Here is a 19,181-nt window from a genome sequence, read left to right as displayed (position 1 = left end):
ATGGAATCTAGGCTTACAAAACAGACTTTACAGAGACTTAAAGTCCCAAAGAATCCATCACAAAAATTTCTTTATCACCTTTTAGAAGAACAATATCAGCTTTTTAACTCACAAGAGGCGATTAATGAGGATTTACCCGACCCATTAGGAATAGCAAGACAATTTAAAAGCGATAAAGTCGCACTTTTTTGCGCTTTATTTGCTTATGGAAATGTGCAGTCTATTTTAAGATTCTTAAATTCTTGCAACCTAAACGCATTAGAAAATTTACAATCTTGCGATTCTGTTCTTTGCACTTCAAAAGTCTATCGTTTTCAGAATAATGCCGAGATTCAACGCTTCTTTGAAGCTCTTTTAGGCTTGGAATCCCTACAAGAGATTTTCTTGCAGGGTTATCGGAGTGATTCTATTTTTGGAGGGATTCGCTCACTTCAAAATGCAATTTATGCAAGAATAGAGGAGGTAACAGAGGGTTTGAAGTTTTTACTTGGGGTTGTGGATTCTTCTTCGCCGCTGAAGCGGTGGAATCTCTTTTTGCGTTGGATGGTGCGAAAGGATTGTGTGGATTTGGGCAAGTGGGAGAAAGTTAAGACAAGTGATTTGCTTTTGCCGCTAGATACGCATACCTTTAGAATCGCAAGGCGATTAGGGCTTTTGAAGCGAAAAACTTATGATTTCAAAGCAGTGTTAGAAATCACAACCAAGCTCAAGGAGTTTGACGCAAAAGACCCTGTGAAATATGACTTTGCTTTGTATCGTATCGGGCAGTTAGGATTGATAGAGTAGGGCGTCCTTGCGAGATTTTGTAAAGAATTGCAGTAATCCATAACTTTGCTATCGTCGTCATTGCGAGGAATGAGTGGAACGAATGACGAAGCAATCCATAATCTAAAATTGTCTTAAAGATTCCTTTGCAAAATTTACTTTTTGCAGAATTATAGATTGCTTCGGCTAAAGCCTCGCAATGACGCAGTGGGAAATGTCTTTGCGAGATTTTAGATTATAGATTGCTACGACTTCTAACGAAGTCTTGCGATGACATAATTGTATCCCACTGCAAGCAAATTTACAGCCTTTGGATTATTTGTGCTATTTGCCCTTTGCCTATGAAATCAATAAGGATAAATCGTCCTTTCTTAAAGAGGTTTCTAAAAATCGTTTATTATTGAATTTCTTATCGTGGTTGGAGGGCTTTAAGAGTTATAGAAAATTAAGAAAACTCTTGCGAGAGCCTAGAAACTTTTTCTTAGATTCCAAAAATCCTTTGCTTTATCCTTTTAAAATTTATTTTCAAAGGCGTTTTAAGGGGGTATAGATTTTCTGAAAATATAGTAGAATTTATGTTTTAAAATATAATTTCTATTAGATTAACAGGAGTGTTGTATGCCTAATGAAAATGGTAGAATTTCGGCTATTGCAGAATTTTTGATTGGGAATGAGAATGTTTGCTTGGTGATACGAGGTGCTTGGGGTGTAGGTAAAACTTACCTATGGAGAGAGGTTGAAAAGGAGATTGGAGAGAAACATAAAGAAAAGAAAGTTGTTTATATTGATTTATTTGGCAAGGAAAGTTACAAACAAATCCTAGAAGAAATAGTTTTAAAGGTTAATGGTAGCCATAATGAGATACTTGATAAAGTAACCAAACTCGCCTCTAATGCTATAAAACTTACAGGAGCGGTGAATATCAATCTTGATTCTATTTTTTCTATTTTTAAGAAAGAGGATTTTAAAAATATTATTGTTTGTTTTGATAACATAGAAAGAAAATCTAACAAGTTGCCACTAGATGAAATTTTGGGGCTTGTTAATTTGTTAAAAGAAGATAAGTTATGTAGTGTAGTTATGATTCTTAATAAAGACGAATTGGAAAAACAGGAATTAAACAATCAAAACAAACAAGAGGCGAATAATGATCCAAAACCAAGTGATAATGAATTAGAAAATCCTAGAAATTGGTATGAAATCCATAAAGAAAAAGTCATTGATTATGAAATTACTATTGAAAATAATGATGAAGTAGCGCGAAAAATCATTGAGAATAATTTAAAGTGGGATATTGAGAATACGAAGCAAGAGATTATAGATATTATTTTAGATTATTTTAAGCAAGAATTAAATGATAATTTAAGATTGCTAATAAAGCTTACACAGCATATTGATTATTTTAATAAGCATTGTTTCTCTAAGTGTTATGAGAACGACAAACGCAAAGAATTTCTTGGTGCTTTAGAATGGTATTATAAAGCAATGATAACCGAGATGAAGCGATATTATTCACCGCCAATGAAAGATGAAGAAAAATTTAGTGGCAGCTTTTTATACTGCAAAACATTTTTGAGTAATTTATTAAAGCTAGATGAAAAAGAATTGCAAACATTGCAAAAAGATTTTTCAGAAGCTATCAAAAATGAGACAAGGAGACTATTTGGTAAAAAATGGCAAGATTATTACTTTGGTAATTTGAGTGATAAGGAATATGCTAAAGGTATTCAAAATCTCTTGCAAAATACCAAAAATTATGTTTTTGGAAATGGCATACTATATCCCTATAATTATTATATTACCTTGCTTGAGCAATATAAACAAATAACAAAAGAGGAGCTACACTCTGAAAAAGACAAGATTATAAAGCAATTTATAGAGGTTTGGATTGAAAAAGAAAGTGGCGTTGATATTAATGATGATTTCATTGATATGGGTTTTGATATTATACGAGATTTAATTCACGAGGAAGAGAAATATAAACAATTTTATGAAGAATGTAAAAGCAAAAAATATGGCATAACAGATATTGACTCTTTCATAAAAAATAAATCCACAGAAGAAATAAGGGAAACTTTTTCATCTAAACATATAGTCAGATACAATAACTTCCCAATAGATAAAATAAGTGAGGTTTTTCAAAACAATAATGAATTCTGTAAAGAGTTTTTCAAATATTTTAGCAGTCATCTTTCCGACAATTCAATTAGTAAGTATGATTTAGAGAACTGCTTATTCCAAGCGTATAAAAAATTTTTAAATCAAGAGGAATATAAAGTCAAAAAAGAAGAAGTTAAAAAGGCTTTAGAGAAAAATCATTCCGATAGTCTTATTTTCCAGTTACTCAATGAGGAGTGAATTTTCCTCATTTTTTATATACTTCGCCGCGAGAATCCGCCTTGTAGGCATAGATAATCAAGATTTGATTTTCCCTTATTTCATAGAGAATCCTGTATTTGCCAACCCTTAGTCGGTAGTGGTTCTCATAACCTTGAAGCTTTTTGGTATCTTGTTGATTGTGGTAAGGATTTTGTGCAATATTTTCTAAAGCCTTGATGATTTTGGGAGCTAGCTCGCAATGCTTGAGCAAAAACTTTTCTACTTCTTTGCTATATTCTAATGCGCCACTCATAATCCGAGCTTTCGCTTCATTTCTTCGTGGCTTATTGTCTCGCCTCTTTCTAGCTCTTTTAATGCCTTTTTGTAGGCTTTTTCGTCCTCTTTTGTCCAAATCGTATCAGGGTCAATGCTACTCGTGATACTAAAGGGAATCTCGCCTGTTTTGAGCACTTTTGCTGCAAACATTCTAAAGGCTGTTCCCAAATCTAGCCCCATATCTTTGAGCATTGTCTCTAATATTTCTTTATCGTTGCTGTCCATTCTGAATTGCACAACTGAAGTCATTTTATATCCTTTCATTATTTTATAGGATATTGTAGCATAAATTTGGTATTTCCCCCCTCTGCAATAATATAAGATTCTACAAGATTTCTTGTTGCATTTCTTAAGGACGATTAAAATCCACCAAAATACCTTACCGCACTGATTTTTCTATCTACTTGATTAAGTAGATTCTTATTTTCTTGACTTAGATTTGTGTTTTGCAAGAGATTTTGTGTTTGTATAGAATCGAGGCTTGGATTGAATTTTTGTAAGACATCAAAGCCCATTTTTTCCTCTTTGTTTAAGATTCCGCTTTGTAGCATTGCGTCGCCCAAGTCTTTTAAATTCTCAAAATTGTTTTCAAATTTTGCGCTGAAGTTTTTAGCAAAATGTTGAAGATTCGTAAGTTCTGCGCTAACCTCAAAAGAATCTTGAATCTCGGTAATTGTGGTTTTATCGGTATTAGAATCCACATTAAGGAGACTAGAAATTGTGTCAATTCCTTGCGTGTTTTGCGTGCCAAAAAGCGAATTGGAATCCTTAGAATAACCCGAAATATTGTTGGATTTCGTATTTTGTTGCGTGTAGGATTGTTGGAGTATTCCCCACATAGATTGATTTTTGTCATTTACATTCATTGTTTTTTCCTTTTTGAAGGTATATTACTAGTGATTTAAGCAATTTTTATTCCATAAATTTTAGAATCTTATAATGACAACCAATCACGAGATTCTTAAGTATTTAATGTAAAACTAATGAAATTACAAATAATATACCACACTTTTTTCTTTTTGCGTTTTTAGGAGTATGGGAATGTATGCAGATTCAGTATTGAGTTTGGTTGTGCCTTTGTGTGTGATTGCGCTAGTATTTATTACGCGCAGGGTTGTGCTTTCGCTATTTGTTGGAATCTTTCTAGCTGGATTTATGTTAAGCAATTCGTTTTTTGGGGTTTTAGAATATGTCTTAAATGCCATTGGAGGGGTGTTTTACAGCGAGGGAGAAGTGCAATCTAATGCCTTGTATGTGTTTGGGTTTTTGATTTTGCTTGGGATTTTGACGCAGCTAATGCAATGTTCAGGTGGAATGAATGCCTTTGTGCATTGGGCAAGAGAACGCGTCAAAACTGCGGAAGGTTCGGAATTTGTTGCTTTTATTGCGGGAATTGTGATTTTTATTGATGATTATTTTAATGCACTCACCGTCGGGCAAATTGCACGCCCACTCAATGACGCGAATCATTCTACAAGGGAACGTTTGGCATATATTATTGATTCTACTTCCGCACCGATTTGTATTTTAATGCCAATTTCAAGTTGGGGGGCTTATATTTTGGGAATTATGGGTGGATTGGTGGAGAATACCTCAAGCTTTAGTGTGCTAGTGCAAAGCATTTGGGGGAATTATTATGCTTGGTTTGCCCTACTTGGAGTTTTTTTAACGATTCTTTGGCAAATTAATCTGCCCGTTATGCGCCATAATCAAGGAGTAGGGGTAGAAGAGTTTGACGAAATCAAGCCTCATAGCGGGGGGAGCATTTGGCTTTTGATTCTGCCCATTATTGCACTTATCTTTTTTGTGGGATTCTTTATTTTTTATAGTGGCTATCAAGTGTCGCAAAATCCAAATCTGATTGAAATGCTTGCAAATGCCCAAACGGGATTTTCACTTTTTTGGGGTGGAGTGTGTGCAATAGCTGTTTCTGTAGCTATTGCTTGGAATCGCATTAGTTTGCGCGAGTATGCTTTGATTATCAAAGACGGATTCTTGTCTATGTTGCCCGCAAATCTTATTTTAATTTTGGCGTGGGCGATTGGACCTGTGATTAAGAATGATTTGCAAACCGGCATTTATCTTGCCAATCTAAGCAGGGATTTTTTGGCAAGCGGTGTATTGTCGGCAAATGTCATTGCTCCTTTGGTATTGTTTTTAAGCGCAAGCTTTATTGCATTTTGCACCGGAACTAGCTGGGGAACATTTGCGATTATGTTGCCCATTGGTGCGAGCATAGCCACGATTAATAGCATAGATATGATGTTGAGCATTTCTGCTGTATTGGCTGGAGCAGTGTATGGAGACCATACTTCGCCAATTTCTGATACAACGATTCTTTCTGCTACAGGAGCAGGTTGCTCTGTGCAGAGCCATTTTATCACACAATTGCCCTATGCAACGACGGCTGCATTTGCTGCATTGATTAGCTTTGGTGTTGCAGGATTTTTTGAATCTCTTATTGTGGGATATTTGGTGGGTTTTGGAATGATGTTTGGGGCTTTTTATGGGTATAGGCGATATTTGAGCAAGCCATTGGATTTTCAAGAAAAGGAATCTACTTGTATAAAATCAAAGTTTAAATAGAGATTAATATTTTTTATAATTTTTTAATTTAATTAGTTATAAAATTTTAATTAAAGCTTTAAGGTTTTTCTAAAGATTTTCGTAAAATGAAAAATCAACTTAAAAGGTAGGAGAGAATATGTTTGGCAGTCAATACAAAGAACAATTGCATCGTGTTTTGGAGGAGAATAAGCTTTTAAAAGCGAAACTCCAAGAAGCAAAAGAACACAACGAGGAATTACACGCAAAACTTCAAGAATCTTCAGAAGAAGCACAAACAGATGACAAAAGCGGGACTTTTAAAAATATGACTTTGGCACTTGCAAATGGTTGTGGTAAAAATCTAAAAATTTTACAAGATGACTTTGCTAAAACAGTGGATTTATTGCGTTCTGCAAAATCTATTGCAGCAGACAATAAGAAAAATTCTGTTGAGATTCAAAATATTTTGGCAGAAGGCTTGTCTAATATGACTGCAAAACTTTCTGAATTTAATACAATGGTTACCCAAGTGCAAAACGACTTTACTGCGATTTCAAGTGTCATTGCATTAATTACAGATATTTCAGATCAAACCAATTTGCTTGCCCTCAATGCCGCTATTGAAGCAGCGCGTGCAGGAGAACACGGAAGAGGATTTGCTGTCGTAGCTGATGAGGTGCGCAAGCTCGCGGAACGCACGCAAAAAGCAACCAAAGAAATTGAAATGAATATCCAAGTTGTTCAACAAAATTTCTCTGAAGTGCAAACGAACTCTGATGAAATTATTAAAGAAATGGAGCAACTAGGCGCGCAAAACGAAGTATTGGAACACATCAACCAGTCTGCAGAACAAATCTATGTAGATACAGACAAAATTCTCACAATTACTTTTGTTGGTTTAATTAAGTTAGACCACTTGTTTTTCAAAATCAATGGGTATAGAGCAATTTTCAACGAGGATATGGAAGCGAAGTTTGCAGGACATCACGACTGCCGTTTGGGTAAATGGTATGATACAGGAACAGGCAAACAACTCTTCTCACAATATGCAAGTTATCCGAAAATTGAACCACCACATCAAGGAGTCCATGATAATATCATTGCAGGACACGCACTAATGTTACAGCACGGCAATGCACACGATTGCTTAGAGGAGATTTATAAATATTTCCAAGCTGCAGAATTGGCAAGTGATGATGTTGTGAAATATTTAGATGGGCTTTGTGAAGAAAAATTAGCCACTTTGGTATAGTTTAGAGGATTGTTGAATACACAAAAAGTGCAGAGGGGATTCTTTTTATACTTGTAAATTTCAAAGCAGAATCTTACAAATAGCACAATAGAAAATTGCAAGTGTGATTTGGGATTCGTCCTTGCGTCTTATCCTTTCGCATTACGAACGTAGCGAAGCAATCCATAATCTTGCAAAATTTAAATCTTAATATGGATTGCCACGAAAATTTTTAAATTTTTTCTCAAGAACAAAAATCCAATCTTATTTATGCCTACTATTCACACTAGTTTGCAGGTAAATTTTCTAGTGCAAATGTTTTACCGCGATTCCACAAATGGAATCCCAATATGCACTGAATTGTTGCAGCTTAGAATCTCATACAGCAAACTAGCGCATAGATTCTTTGAGTTCCCTTTCCTCTTCTTCAAGCGTTTTAATGATTTCTGTATAAGTTTCTAATGAAAGTTTGGCTTGTTCTTTGTCAATCTTACCCATAACATAGCCGATATGCAATAACACATAATCTCCGATATGGATTTCTTCGCTCATTAAATCCAAACTTGCCTCACGCGTTACACCCAATGTATCTAGCGTCGCAATATTGTTTATAGTATCAATTGCGACGACTTTAGAAGGTATGGCTAGACACATAATTTCTCTCCTTATTTTGTTGTAAAAATGTGCAAAATTTGCGTTGAGATTCTATATCTTTGGAGGAAATTAAAAACAATGGAATCTCTTTTTTGAGCTTTTTTAAATCCTCTTCTACTTGTGCAACTTTAAAATCAAATACTTCTATCAAATCTGCTTTAGAAAGGATTACCGCGTCAGCACATAAGAAAATTGTAGGATATTTTAAAACTTTGTCATCTCCCTCTGGAGTGGAAAGCAAGACGATATTCATATTTGCACCTAAGTCGTAGCTTGCTGGGCAAACAAGATTGCCGACATTTTCTATAAATAAAAAATCCTTGAACTCCCCCTGTGCGCGTAATTTTTCTAAAGATTCCTGCACCATTGCCGCTTCTAAGTGGCACGCATCGCCTGTGGTGATTTGGTGGGCATTGACTCCATAGGCTTGGAGACGCTCGGCATCACGATTGGTCTGCAAATCCCCCTCTATGACGCTAAATTCTAGCAATTTGTTTTTGGCAATATTTTCTAAAAGCGTTGTTTTGCCGCTACCAGGTGAGCTCATAAGGTTGAGGACAAAAAGATTTTCTTTTGCATAGATTTTTCGCAATTCCATTGCGACTTTGTCGTTTTTGGATAGAATCCTTTGTCCTATTTCTACGCTTTTGAGATTCTTTGGCGATTCCATTTTTAAGCCTTTTATTTTTGGTGCATTGTAGCCAAATTTATCCATAACAAAGTTAAATTTCAGAATCTTAAACCATTTTTGACGACAAATGCGTTATATTTGTGAGTTTAATTAAAATTTTTTAAAGAGAATTCAAATGGTAGAAATTTCAAAACAGGCAAATCTTCCCACGCAATTTGGGGATTTTATGATTCAATCTTTTAGAGAAAAAAAGCTTTTTAAAGGCGAATCCTATCTCTTGGAACATTTGGTGCTAAGGACGATAGAGATTCCAGAAAATCCCCTTGTGCGTGTGCATTCGGAATGTTTAACTGGAGATGTGTTTTCAAGTCTTAAATGTGATTGTGGTGGTGAGTTGCAAATGGCTTTGAAAAGAATTGCAAAAGAGCGGGGATTCTTAATCTATTTGCGCCAAGAAGGGCGTGGAATCGGGCTTTTTAATAAAGTCAATGCGTATGCTCTGCAAGATAGTGGCTTAGATACGATTGAAGCTAATCTTGCTTTGGGATTCCAAGAAGACGAGCGTGATTATGAGATAGTAAGATTTATTTTTGATTATTATCGCTTAAGTCAAATCCGCTTGCTGACAAATAATCCAGCCAAGATTTGCGCATTTAAATCTATGATTAAGCTTACGCGAGAGCCGATTATCGTAGAATGCAATGCGCATAATGCACATTATTTGGAAGTGAAAAAAACCAAAATGGGGCATTTGCTTTAATAAGGAAAAAGATGAAAGTTAAAATTGATTATGCGCAAGCGAGGGAGATTTTGGAATCCCAAACGATTGGAGCTTTGGGCGTGGAACGTGTTTTTTTGTATGAGGCTTTAGGGCGAATTTTGGCACGTGATGTTGTCGCAATACAAGATATGCCGCAATCCGCACGCTCCAATATGGACGGATATGCAATAAATTCTAAATTTTTGCAAGAAAATGCAACGCAAGAATTTAAAATCTTAGGGGAGAATCCAGCAGGGAATGCGCAGGATTCTGTTCTGCCTCTCCACCAACCCTTTGCGATTAAGACTTTTACGGGAGCGGAAATTCCACAAAATGCTGATATTTTAGCACCTATAGAGCAGGTAAAGGTAGAATCCGAAACTTTGCGTCTTTTGGAGATACCAAAAGTTGGACAATACATTTGTCAAAAAGGAGCAAATTATCGCAAAGGTGAGAAGCTAATCTCCAAAGGAGTGCGCCTCAATGCAAATCATATTGGGCTTTTGGCAAGCCTAAATTGTGTTTTTGTAGAGGTATTTACACGCGCGAAAGTCGGGATTTTGGTTATTGGAAATGAGTTGTTGGAGCTAGGGGAAAGTGCTAAAAATGGAGCAAATATTTACAATACTAATGGACATTTACTTGTTGCAAAAGTGCTAGAAAATGGTGGAATCCCAAAGCTTTATCCGATTTTAAAAGATACAAAAGAGCAGGTGGAGGAATGCGTGAATCTAGCACTTAGTGAGTGTGATTTAATCCTAAGCAGCGGGGGAGCAAGTGTGGGAGATTATGATTTTATTGCAGCAATTTGCAAGGAAAGAGAGAATGAAATGGTGTTTAAAGGTGTCAAAATCAAGCCCGGACAACATATTTCTTACGCACATTTTGGAGGCAAGCAGTTTTTTGGCTTGCCCGGCTTCCCAAACTCTACTTTAGTAACCTTTGAACTTTTTGCCAAAGAGATTCTTTGGCGTCTTAATGGGGGGTATTTTGTGCCTATTACTTTGGAGATTTTATTGCAGGAAAATGTTAGTAAAACCGATTCTCGCTTAGAATTTCGCGTGTGTAATGTGCGAAATGTTGGGGGCAAATGGAAAATAGATTTTGAGGGAAAAAAGGATTTTCAAAGCGCGATTTTAAATAACTTTTGTCCGCTAGATTCTGCATATAATGGGTTGTGCGTCTTAGATAGCGCAAAAAGTGTAGGAGAGATGGTGCGAGTGATTTTGCTTATATAATAATACTGCGTCATCACACTCTTTGCTTGCGTCTTTGTATTTTATTTTTCGTTATTATGAGTGTAGCGAAGCAATCCATAATCTTGCAAAATTTAAATCTTAATATGGATTGCCACAAATTTTTTAAATTTTCTCTCAAGGAAAAAAAGCCAATAAAACCTTGCAAGGAAGTAGTAGTAGAATCGCAAGCCATCAAGGGCTCAATTTACCGCAACCCTTAGCAGATTCTAGGCAGTAATTCTCCGCTTGGATAGTCTAAATATCTCCTTGCATTAAAGGGGGTTTTTAGCACAACTTTTGTCGCGTTTTCTGAAGTGGTGTAGCCGATGATTGCGGCATTTGGTGCGCCTTGTGAATGTAGAATCTCCAAAGCCTTTGTCGCGTCCTCTTTGGCAACACATAGCATGCACATTCCCTCATTTGCTAGATTGTAGGCTTCAAATCCCAATAATTCACAGATTCCGCGCACTTGTGAGAGGATTGGCAAATGCTCCTCCTCAATCTCTATGCCGATTTTTGAAGCGTTTGCCCATTCGTTTAGCACGCTTGCGATTCCGCCTCTTGTAGCGTCGCGTAAGGCGTATAATTGGAGTTTTGCCTCAAAGAGCGGTTCTAAAACAGGATAAAGCAAGGAGCAATCACTCTGTAAATCACTTTGTAGCCCGATTCCCTCACGATTGGAGTAAATCACTGCTCCGTGTGTGCCGATGTTGCCACTGACTAGAATCGCGCAATCTTGCGGAATCCCAAATGCACTTAAATTTAAATGGGGGTATAGAAACTCTCCTAGTGCGGTTGTGGTGATAAAAAGTTTATCCAAAGTGCCTTTGGGAAGCACTTTTGTATCCGCAGAGAGAAGCTTCGCACCACTTTGTTTTAGGGTGTTTGCAAAAGATTCTACAATGCGTTTCAAATCCGCAATCAAGAATCCCTCTTCAATCATAAAACTTGCGCTCAAATAACGCGCCTTTGCGCCCATCATCGCGACATCATTGCAGCTTCCACATACGCAGAGTTTGCCAATATCTCCACCATTAAAAAACAAGGGCGAGACGACATAGCCATCGGTACTAAGGGCGAATTTTTCTGTATTTTGGCTTAAACTTCCAATCCCTGCGTCTTCACCTCCACCCATTACACAGCCTTCTAACAAGGGATAAAAAAGCTCTGTAATAAGATTTTGTGATTCTACGCCACCGCTTCCGTGACTTAGCAAAATAGAATCTGAAATTTGTAAATATCGCATAAAAATCCTTTGCCTAGTTTTAGGTGTAGCGATAAGCCGAGTTCTGTTTATGTGGCTATTTATCTGGATTTTGCCTTGCAGCAAAATTCTAGCAAAAGGTTTAGAGATTTGGGATACTAACCATACCTTTCTTGCTGCGGATTGGGCTTGCAAAGTCAAAGTGTATTACTACACTTTCGGTAGGCTCTTACCCCACCTTTTCACCCTTGCCACGATTGCGGCGGTTTGTTTTCTGTTGCGCTTTCCCTTAGATTACTCTAGCCATTCTTTAAATGGAATCCTATCCCAATGCAGCTCGGACTTTCCTCTCTTTTTGGAGCAACCACTTGCTACACCTAGCCGTGATTGTAGCAGAAATGGCATAAAAAGAGTTTTAACTGCGAAGCCCTTTTAGGGTTGTGGCAATCTATGCGACAAAGAAACAAGCTTTTTTATTGGGATAAACAAAGGATTTTTGGAATCTAAGAAAAAGTTTCTAGGCTCTCGCAAGAGTTTCCTTAATTTCCGATAACTCTTAAAGCCCTCCAGCCAAGATAAGAAAGCCAAAAACAACCCGCTTTTAGATTTCTTTTGCAAGAACGAATTCTTGTCTTGATTGATTTCATGGGCAAAGGGCAAATAACACAAGGAATCCAAAGTGTAATTTTGCCTCTCAAACCGCTTGCCCTGCAAGAATTTCTGCCCTCCAAGATTCATTTGATAAAAATAAAATTCGGTTGTCCTCCTAAAGAGATTTCCATCTTGACGTTTCAAAAGCACAGATTCTCCCAAAAGATAGGAATAAAAATCCTCCCGCAAATAGCGGATAAACGCAAGCATTTTTGCCTCATTCACTTCAAAGCCATTTTGCAAAACGCTATCAATCTGTGCCTTTAGTTCCTCTTTGGATTGTGCTTGTAGATTCAAACCATCAAAAGCATAGAAAGCTCTAGCACAAACAATCGCGGGCTTTTTGGCAATCATCGCATACATTCCCACGCCAGAGTTTAGCAAAACGCACATTTCGCTTAAATCAATAAGCGAGAGAAAATTGCAATTATCGGGCGCAAAAATTAAGTTTTTATAAAGCTTCTTGTCTAAATCACCTCCCAAAGGGTGCTTTTTGCAAACAAACACAACATTTTCTTTGAAATATTCCCCCGCAAGCTCGTTTAGGGTTTCTAAAAATTCCTCATAGCTAAAATAGGGCGAAAAATGCAGAATCGCTGTGTCGCATTCCACTTGCAAGGGGACGAAAATCACTCTTTTGTGCCGAATTCCAAGCGTTCTTTTAAGCTCATCTTGTGCGATAATGTCATTTTTATCTTCCAAAAATACATTAGATTGCAAAAGTCCCTTAATGTATTGCAAGGTGGAATCCTTTTGCGCAGAAGTGATTTCGTGATTCCAAAGATTCTCATCGTAATTGTTAGAATCGCACAAAAATCCGCTATCATCAAAAAACCAAGCATCAGGAAACGCTCCTCGCTCAAAAACATAAAAAGGGATTTGATTTTCTCGCATAAACTGATAGATTTGTGCGATTTGTTCCCTTGCGTAAGGATTCAAGCATAAAAAGCGCGTGATTGCGTGCTTTTGCTTAAAGTCTAAGAATCTCTGCGCGTTAAACTCCTCCTCATCAAAAAACATTCGCTCCTCTGCGGCAATTGGTTCTCCCAAAAACACGCAGGGCTTTTGCAAAATTCTGTAATTATTGGATTTCTCGCTATACAAAATACAGACTTTTTCTCTCGCCTTTGCGCAGATGAGCGGGTCTAAACTACTTTTTCGGTTTAGATTGCTCAAAAAAAGCTTTTTATTTTTATTGATTGCATTTGCGCTTAGATAACCATTTTGATTGGGGCGTTCGTGGTAGAGATGAACAAGAGAGATTCCATAAAACATTGCCTCTAAGCCTACCAAAGCATACCAAGCGCGGAATCCTCTGAAGTCCTTTAGATTCCAATTTCGCGCAAAATATTTCAACTCTTTGGGCATTATCTCAAAAGTTGCACAATGCCTTAAAAGCCGAGAGAGAAAGTCAAAATCCTCATAGCCAAATCCGACAAAATCCCCATATCCTCCAAGTTCCAAAAAAGTATAGGTGTTTAGCACGATAGAGCTTGAAGTGGGCGTGAGGAAGTCAAGAGTTGTTTTGTCGTTAAATACGATACTAGATTGGATTTCCTCCTCTTTTAGCTCACCACTGATAAACTTTTGCGTGCCAAGCTCGTTTAAAAAGGCACAAGGAAGCACGAGAAAACTCGCAGGATTCTCTACGATTCCTTTGGTCTGTATGAGTTTTAGGATTTTGTCCAAAGTAGAATCCAAAAACACATAATCCACATCTAGCACCATCATCGTAGGAGTTTGCACGAAGCGTGCTCCATAATTCCTACAAGAAGCTAAAGAAAATGCCCCATTTTCTTGCTGCCTAGTATCTTTATAATAACGATGCCCTTGCGATTCTATCAAGTCTTTCAGCTCAAAAGAATCCTGCAAGGAGCACGAGGAATAACCCTCTACAAAAAGATATTGCACTTTTTCATCGCTTTTTAAATGTTTTGCTTTGTAGATTACTCTTTTTGCGATAAAGTCTCGCTCTGTGCTTAAGCCATAAGGAATAATAATACTTAAAATTTGCATTTTTAGCCTCTAGTTATCTTGGTTTGTTTGGCGCAATTATGAACTTTGCGTTTATAGGTAACTTAGAATTTGTTTATATCTTTACAATAATCCAAAGCTTTAAAATTGCAATTTTGATGTTAAGAGTTGTGATGAAAGTTGTAGATAGAATCAATGAAATCTTGAAAGAAAAGAACATAAGTAAAAGAGAATTGGCGAATCGCCTCGTAGATTTTGGGCTAAAATCTAGCAAAACAGGGGAGACGCCGAGCCTCTCAAGCTTGTATGCTTATCTGAATGGTAATATTGAGATTAAAGCGGATATGATTCCTTATATCGCCGACGCTTTAGGGGTGTATGAGCAGGAGTTTTTCTCGGATTCCAAACAGGCTTTGAAGATTATGGCAAAGATTTATCAGGGGAAAGTGGATTATAGCAAATACGAAAAGATTATAGAGTTGTTAGAATACCTTTCGCCCAAGACGCTTGCCGTGCTAGAGGAATTGCTCACACAGAATAAGAAAAAGATTCAAGAACTAAACGAGATGATGCAGAGATTGTAGAATCTTGTTTGGGTGGTGAATCGCGGGTGGGATTCTTACATTTGGATTGCTTCGGGCAAGCCCTAGCAATGACGGAGGATAGATTGCTTCGCCTCGAAGGACGAAGTAAAAGTGGATTGGCAAGGGTTCATAGAGAAGCAGTGTAAAATAAATTTAAGGAGAGGGAATGCAAAAATACAAATTCGGAATTCTTTTGGCGGCAACAAAAGATAGTGCCTTTACGATTGGGACGCTTTTATTAAATATTTTGCACAAAATACCAAACCAAATTGATGTCTTTTATATCGTGCAAGATGGGTTTTGCGATTTGGATAAGAGGATTATGCAAGAGATTGTAGAATTTCGCGGGGGGGGGGGGGTAAATTTAGTGTTTGTTGATTTTACTTTTGAGGATTTTAGTGCAGAGGTTAAGAAATACAATCCTAACTTCTATATAGACAAGACAAATCCTATTCTAAGCCGCTATACGCATATGAGTTATGCGAGGTTTGAGGCTTTGAAGTTTCTTTGTGAGTGTGAAAAAATCGTATATTTGGATTTTGATATGCTACTTTTGCGTGGTATTGAGGAGTTAGCGCAAGGGGATTTTGATGTGGCTTGTTTTAGAGGAAGTGCGAGCTTGTCGCAAGGAATGGGTGCATTATGCCCCCCGCAATTTAAAGAAGTAAAAAACTATTCTACCGGGATTATTGTCTTTGGTTCTATGGCACTTGTAGAAATGTATGCGTTTGTGTATCGCTTCATTGCAGAGCATTGTGAGGATTATTTCACGCAGGCAAAGCTCGGAGACCAAGCACTCTTTAGCCTTTATTTGCTGACAAATCCGCTAAAGATTTACGAGTTAGGGGACAAATATTATGGAAATGTGAGCTGGGTAAAAAGCAAAGAATCCTCTATTATTCACGCGTGGGGACAACATAATCGCTTTTGGAATAATAAGCTTTGTGCGTTAGCTTGGGGGCAATGGTGGGTTTATTATCATTGCTGGTTAGAGCTTGGTGGGAGCGCATATAATAGAGGTTGGAAAGCAAAGTTAGAAGTGCCATTAAGTGGTGGTGAGGTGTGGCAGTATTTTGAGAGGATTGCTTGGGCAAAGCAAATAATGGAGATTCCTATGGAATCTTATGAATTGATTGTGCAAGTAGATTTTAAAAACAAATTAAAATTTACTTTTGCTGGGATTGATAAAAGTATTTTTTTACAAGTCTATTCCAAGAGCATTTATACTTTTGTTTTGGAGTTTTGCCACAAAGAGAATGTGATAACAAGCAAAACAATCAATAGAAAGGATTTAAATAGTTTTTTGCCACAATTCATTGAGAGTCAAATGCGCAATATTGGATTTGTGAGAAATTCAAATAAGGAGGAGAAATGTGTTTTGCAAAATTAAAAGCAAAAGTTAAAACAATTTTGTTTGATAGGATAGGTTGCGGATTTGCTATAGGCGATGAAGCTGTAATTACGAAAATACAAGGAGAAAAAATGAAACCTTTTGATGGAAATGAGAAAATTATTTATGAAAAAGATAGCTTTAAAATGGTAAAACAGAAAAGGAAGAATGATGATTTTCAAATATCGGGATTTGGAAGAGATTTCAAAAATATTACAATTTAATCAAGAATCTAATGTGTGGGAAGTAGAGTTTGAGTCTTGTGTTGATTTGGAATATTCGAAAATTTATTTAGAGCCAAAGGAAATTTGGGTGAATCCTTGCAGGGTTGTTTTGGAATTTTTCATAGAGGGGGTTAAGGCTTTTGAAAAAGTTTGTGAGGTTTATAATAAGGAATTTTTAGATTTTGAAATAGGTAAAAAAATAAAAACAATTAAAATTTATATGCAAAATTATGAATATTTTTCTATTTGTAAATTGCAAGCTTATACTAGAAAATATAAAGGCTTACTTGTCAGTATCACAGATGATGGGATTGGCGTTAGAATAATGAATATGCTAGTGAGTATGTATCTTGCAAATTTAAGTGGATATAAGTTTGGATTTGTGTGGAGAAGCGATATAAACGCTTGTGGGACAGATGATTTGAGAAACAATCTGGGTAAAAGTTATCATTATGATATTTTGTTGCCACAAATTGAGAGTGAGGAATATCTTTTTGATTCAAAATTCATTTCACAGCATTCTTATACAAAGCAAATTAAAAGAGAAAGCAAACATTTAGCAAGGAATATCCCGCTTTCTAAGTTAAAAGATAGTTTGCCATTTGAGGGGAGCTTTGGGTGGAGTTATCAAGATAGTGGAATGCATATTTCTGGTGTAGATAAAAGTTATTTGCAGGAATTGCCTAAACTCTATTCACAGATTCCATTTAGCTCACATATTGTGGAGATTATGGAAATGGCAAAAATTGCGGTGCAAGCTTTGCAGGATTTTGTTGCTTTGCATTGGCGGGGAGGAGATGCGCTCTATAGTTATTTTATTAGAAGTCGCGGGAATCATTACAAAAAAGTAATGCCTATTGAAATTGCTTTTTTTATCATAAAAACCTATTTACCTAAAGGCAATCTTATTGTGTTTTCAGATGATATTGCTTCTATGCAAAGTCTGCTAGAATACGCAAAGGAGATTCCGACAAATTTTAAGCTTTGTAGTATTGTTGAGTTCTTGCCTGAAAACTTAAATGATGTAGATAGAATCTTTTTTGAGATTACCTTTATGTCCAAAGCTAAAGAGATATTTTCTGCTGGTAGTCATTTTTCTTACTTGGCTAGTGTGATAGGAAAAGGCAGGGAGCAAAACTTCACTTATAAATTTTTTGATGAAAAAATGCAAGTTGAGATTATTTTGCAATATTTAGAAAAAATCAAAATCCACCCCATAGCACAAGCTTTTTCTTATTTGCACCTTTATATATTGAAAAGAGGGGAGAGAGACTTTAAGTTTTTGGGGGATATGGCTTATAGGGCAATGAATTTAGACGAGAAAAACTCACTTTATAAAATAGCTTTTTTGGATTCTTTAATAAAGCAAGAAAGATTTAAAGAGGCAGATGAATTGTTGGCAAATATAGAGAAAAAGGGTGAGTTTTATAAAGTCTTTTGTGAGTGTGTTTTATCAAGATTTCAAGATATAGCGCAAGATATTTTTAAGAATGCTTATAGGGGTTCAAACATTATGAAAATGGCGGACGCAATAGCGCAACCTTGTGGGAGAAATTTGGAAAAAGGAGCGGTGGAGAGAGTAAGAGGGCAATTAAGCTATAAACTAGGAGAGGCTTATTTACAAAGCAATCTTTTTAATATGCCTTTTAGACTTTTAACTATAAAAAAAGAACACAAAATCCTTAAGAAACTACAAAAGAAAATGATAGAAAGAGGAGAGATGAATCCTCCAAAGCCATTGCATAGTTTTGCGGATTATTTTGAGGCTTTGCAAATGCAAAATGAGAAAGAGTTTAGAATCGGGCAACTCATCATTGAAGCGGATAAAAGTTTTTTAAAATTTGGTTTTCTCACTCTTTATTTTAAATGCAAGGGTTTTTAAATTTACGAATCTAAAAACTCCTTTAAAAACCCTTGGTGTAACACCGGAGTAAATTCTAAAACTTGATGGGTTGCAACAGAATTTAACGCATAGGGGTCGTTTTTGAAAAACTCCTCTGCTGCTTCTTTGGAATCAAATGTGCCAACCACGATTCCGCCTACTTTTGGATTTTGTGGTCCGCTTGCTAAGAGGTTTTTGCTCTCATAGCCTTTTTGTAAAAAGGCGCGGTGAGCGGGTAAAATCGTTTCAATTTCACTCATTGACTTAGTATAGGTGATTAAAATAACAAATAAATTTTTCATTTTGCTTCCTTACATTCCTTTTTTGACGTCTTCTAGTCGTTGCGCATCGGAAATATTTTGCGCAAGATTATCCCAACGCAGTTTCGCACCTCCTAAAATATGAAAATGCAAGTAAGGCACTTCTTGTCCCCCATCTACGCCTACATTGCTAATGATACGATAGCCGCTTTTGTCTAGGTCTAAAGTGCGTGCAACTTCTTGGATAAAGCTCGTAAAGCCTACCATTTCATTGGGATTGAGTTCCTGAAAATCTTTTGCGAATTTTTTTGGAATCACGAGCACATGCACAGGTGCTTTGGGAGCAATGTCGTGAAATGCTAAAAAATCGTTATTTTCTAAGACTTTGTTGCAAGGGATTTCACCTTTGATGATTTTTTCAAATACGCTCATTTTAAAACCTTTGAAATAAATTTTTGAAATTTTACCTTATTTTATCTATGGATTTTAAGAAAAGTAAATAAAAATTTACAATACAATCTCAAAATTATT

General features: G+C 36.5%; 19 protein-coding genes, 1 other RNA gene and 1 pseudogene. 11 read left to right on the top strand and 10 right to left on the bottom strand.

Features of this window, described 5'->3' with window-relative positions; translation table 11 throughout:
* Complete coding sequence (locus CQA43_RS01570; protein ID WP_115550851.1) at nt 1-786, top strand: TIGR02757 family protein; 786 nt, start codon at nt 1-3, stop codon at nt 784-786.
* Between the two features lie 597 nt (nt 787-1,383).
* Nucleotides 1,384-3,123: a P-loop NTPase fold protein gene (locus CQA43_RS01560; protein ID WP_115550849.1), complete on the top strand. Its 1,740-nt coding sequence runs from the start codon at nt 1,384-1,386 to the stop codon at nt 3,121-3,123.
* 7 nt (nt 3,124-3,130) lie between these two features.
* On the opposite strand, the gene CQA43_RS01555 is transcribed toward CQA43_RS01560, so the two are convergent.
* From CQA43_RS01555 to CQA43_RS01545, 3 genes are all read right to left on the bottom strand, one after another.
* Nucleotides 3,131-3,397, bottom strand: coding sequence for a type II toxin-antitoxin system RelE family toxin (locus CQA43_RS01555; RefSeq protein WP_115550848.1), 267 nt, complete (start codon nt 3,395-3,397; stop codon nt 3,131-3,133).
* Nucleotides 3,394-3,669, bottom strand: coding sequence for a type II toxin-antitoxin system RelB/DinJ family antitoxin (locus tag CQA43_RS01550; RefSeq protein WP_181881589.1), 276 nt, complete (start codon nt 3,667-3,669; stop codon nt 3,394-3,396). The genes CQA43_RS01555 and CQA43_RS01550 overlap by 4 nt, the downstream gene beginning before the upstream one ends.
* A 110-nt stretch (nt 3,670-3,779) precedes the next feature.
* On the bottom strand, nt 3,780-4,286 hold the full coding sequence (locus CQA43_RS01545) for a hypothetical protein (RefSeq protein ID WP_115550846.1): 507 nt from the start codon (nt 4,284-4,286) through the stop codon (nt 3,780-3,782).
* A gap of 169 nt (nt 4,287-4,455) precedes the next feature.
* On the opposite strand from CQA43_RS01545, the gene CQA43_RS01540 reads away from it, so the two are divergent.
* From CQA43_RS01540 to CQA43_RS10000, 3 genes and pseudogenes are all read left to right on the top strand, one after another.
* On the top strand, nt 4,456-6,006 hold the full coding sequence (locus CQA43_RS01540; protein ID WP_115550845.1) for a Na+/H+ antiporter NhaC family protein: 1,551 nt from the start codon (nt 4,456-4,458) through the stop codon (nt 6,004-6,006).
* A 118-nt stretch (nt 6,007-6,124) separates the two neighbouring features.
* A pseudogene (locus tag CQA43_RS10005) lies at nt 6,125-6,763 on the top strand (methyl-accepting chemotaxis protein); the annotation flags it as partial.
* Nucleotides 6,761-7,219, top strand: coding sequence for a CZB domain-containing protein (locus CQA43_RS10000; RefSeq protein ID WP_407918770.1), 459 nt, complete (start codon nt 6,761-6,763; stop codon nt 7,217-7,219). The pseudogene CQA43_RS10005 and the gene CQA43_RS10000, both read left to right, overlap by 3 nt.
* Nucleotides 7,220-7,588: 369 nt before the next feature.
* Here CQA43_RS10000 and CQA43_RS01530 read toward each other — a convergent pair whose 3' ends face one another.
* Together CQA43_RS01530 and hypB are read right to left on the bottom strand one after the other, a co-directional pair.
* Nucleotides 7,589-7,852: a HypC/HybG/HupF family hydrogenase formation chaperone gene (locus CQA43_RS01530; protein WP_115550843.1), complete on the bottom strand. Its 264-nt coding sequence runs from the start codon at nt 7,850-7,852 to the stop codon at nt 7,589-7,591.
* The gene (hypB, locus tag CQA43_RS01525; protein WP_115550842.1) at nt 7,830-8,522 is read right to left on the bottom strand and encodes a hydrogenase nickel incorporation protein HypB; all 693 of its coding nucleotides are present in this window, start codon (nt 8,520-8,522) and stop codon (nt 7,830-7,832) included. The genes CQA43_RS01530 and hypB overlap by 23 nt, the downstream gene beginning before the upstream one ends.
* A gap of 130 nt (nt 8,523-8,652) precedes the next feature.
* Between hypB and ribA the strand changes: the two genes are divergently transcribed.
* Together ribA and CQA43_RS01515 are read left to right on the top strand one after the other, a co-directional pair.
* Nucleotides 8,653-9,243 (top strand): GTP cyclohydrolase II, encoded by a 591-nt coding sequence (ribA, locus tag CQA43_RS01520; protein WP_245944187.1) that lies wholly within the window; start codon nt 8,653-8,655, stop codon nt 9,241-9,243.
* Between the two features lie 11 nt (nt 9,244-9,254).
* Entirely contained in the window at nt 9,255-10,481 is a 1,227-nt protein-coding gene (locus CQA43_RS01515) for a molybdopterin molybdotransferase MoeA (RefSeq protein WP_115550840.1), read from the top strand.
* A 217-nt stretch (nt 10,482-10,698) separates the two neighbouring features.
* Here CQA43_RS01515 and hypE read toward each other — a convergent pair whose 3' ends face one another.
* The 3 genes from hypE to CQA43_RS01495 all read right to left on the bottom strand — a co-directional run bounded on the left by hypE (nt 10,699) and on the right by CQA43_RS01495 (nt 14,352).
* Nucleotides 10,699-11,727, bottom strand: coding sequence for a hydrogenase expression/formation protein HypE (gene hypE / locus CQA43_RS01505; protein ID WP_220271591.1), 1,029 nt, complete (start codon nt 11,725-11,727; stop codon nt 10,699-10,701).
* Between the two features lie 16 nt (nt 11,728-11,743).
* Nucleotides 11,744-12,065: RNase P RNA component class A (gene rnpB / locus CQA43_RS01500), an RNA gene on the bottom strand.
* Nucleotides 12,066-12,117: 52 nt separating this feature from the next.
* Complete coding sequence (locus CQA43_RS01495; RefSeq protein WP_115550838.1) at nt 12,118-14,352, bottom strand: capsular polysaccharide export protein, LipB/KpsS family; 2,235 nt, start codon at nt 14,350-14,352, stop codon at nt 12,118-12,120.
* A gap of 38 nt (nt 14,353-14,390) precedes the next feature.
* Between CQA43_RS01495 and CQA43_RS01490 the strand changes: the two genes are divergently transcribed.
* The 4 genes from CQA43_RS01490 to CQA43_RS01475 all read left to right on the top strand — a co-directional run bounded on the left by CQA43_RS01490 (nt 14,391) and on the right by CQA43_RS01475 (nt 18,390).
* Nucleotides 14,391-14,894, top strand: a complete 504-nt coding sequence (locus CQA43_RS01490) for a helix-turn-helix domain-containing protein (protein WP_245944181.1) — start codon at nt 14,391-14,393, stop codon at nt 14,892-14,894.
* A 166-nt stretch (nt 14,895-15,060) separates the two neighbouring features.
* The gene (locus tag CQA43_RS01485; RefSeq protein ID WP_115550837.1) at nt 15,061-16,284 is read left to right on the top strand and encodes a glycosyltransferase family protein; all 1,224 of its coding nucleotides are present in this window, start codon (nt 15,061-15,063) and stop codon (nt 16,282-16,284) included.
* A complete protein-coding gene (locus CQA43_RS01480; RefSeq protein WP_115550836.1) occupies nt 16,266-16,508 on the top strand; it encodes a hypothetical protein in 243 nt (80 codons plus the stop codon). Before CQA43_RS01485 ends, CQA43_RS01480 begins: the two co-directional genes overlap by 19 nt.
* Complete coding sequence (locus tag CQA43_RS01475; protein WP_115550835.1) at nt 16,456-18,390, top strand: hypothetical protein; 1,935 nt, start codon at nt 16,456-16,458, stop codon at nt 18,388-18,390. Before CQA43_RS01480 ends, CQA43_RS01475 begins: the two co-directional genes overlap by 53 nt.
* Nucleotides 18,391-18,392: 2 nt before the next feature.
* Here the strand turns inward: CQA43_RS01475 and CQA43_RS01470 are convergent, their stop codons facing one another.
* Both CQA43_RS01470 and CQA43_RS01465 read right to left on the bottom strand, forming a co-directional pair.
* Nucleotides 18,393-18,692, bottom strand: coding sequence for a YciI family protein (locus CQA43_RS01470; RefSeq protein ID WP_115550834.1), 300 nt, complete (start codon nt 18,690-18,692; stop codon nt 18,393-18,395).
* A gap of 9 nt (nt 18,693-18,701) precedes the next feature.
* Nucleotides 18,702-19,082 carry a histidine triad nucleotide-binding protein gene (locus CQA43_RS01465; protein ID WP_115550833.1) on the bottom strand — a complete coding sequence of 127 codons (381 nt, stop codon included), beginning with the start codon at nt 19,080-19,082 and terminating at the stop codon, nt 18,702-18,704.
* Between the last annotated feature and the right edge of the window lie 99 nt (nt 19,083-19,181).

Origin of the sequence: Helicobacter ganmani, from assembly GCF_003364315.1 — a bacterium.
Lineage (GTDB): Bacteria > Campylobacterota > Campylobacteria > Campylobacterales > Helicobacteraceae > Helicobacter_D > Helicobacter_D ganmani.
The sequence above is the reverse complement of the archived record's forward strand: the minus strand, read 5'-3'. Positions and strand labels throughout refer to the sequence as shown.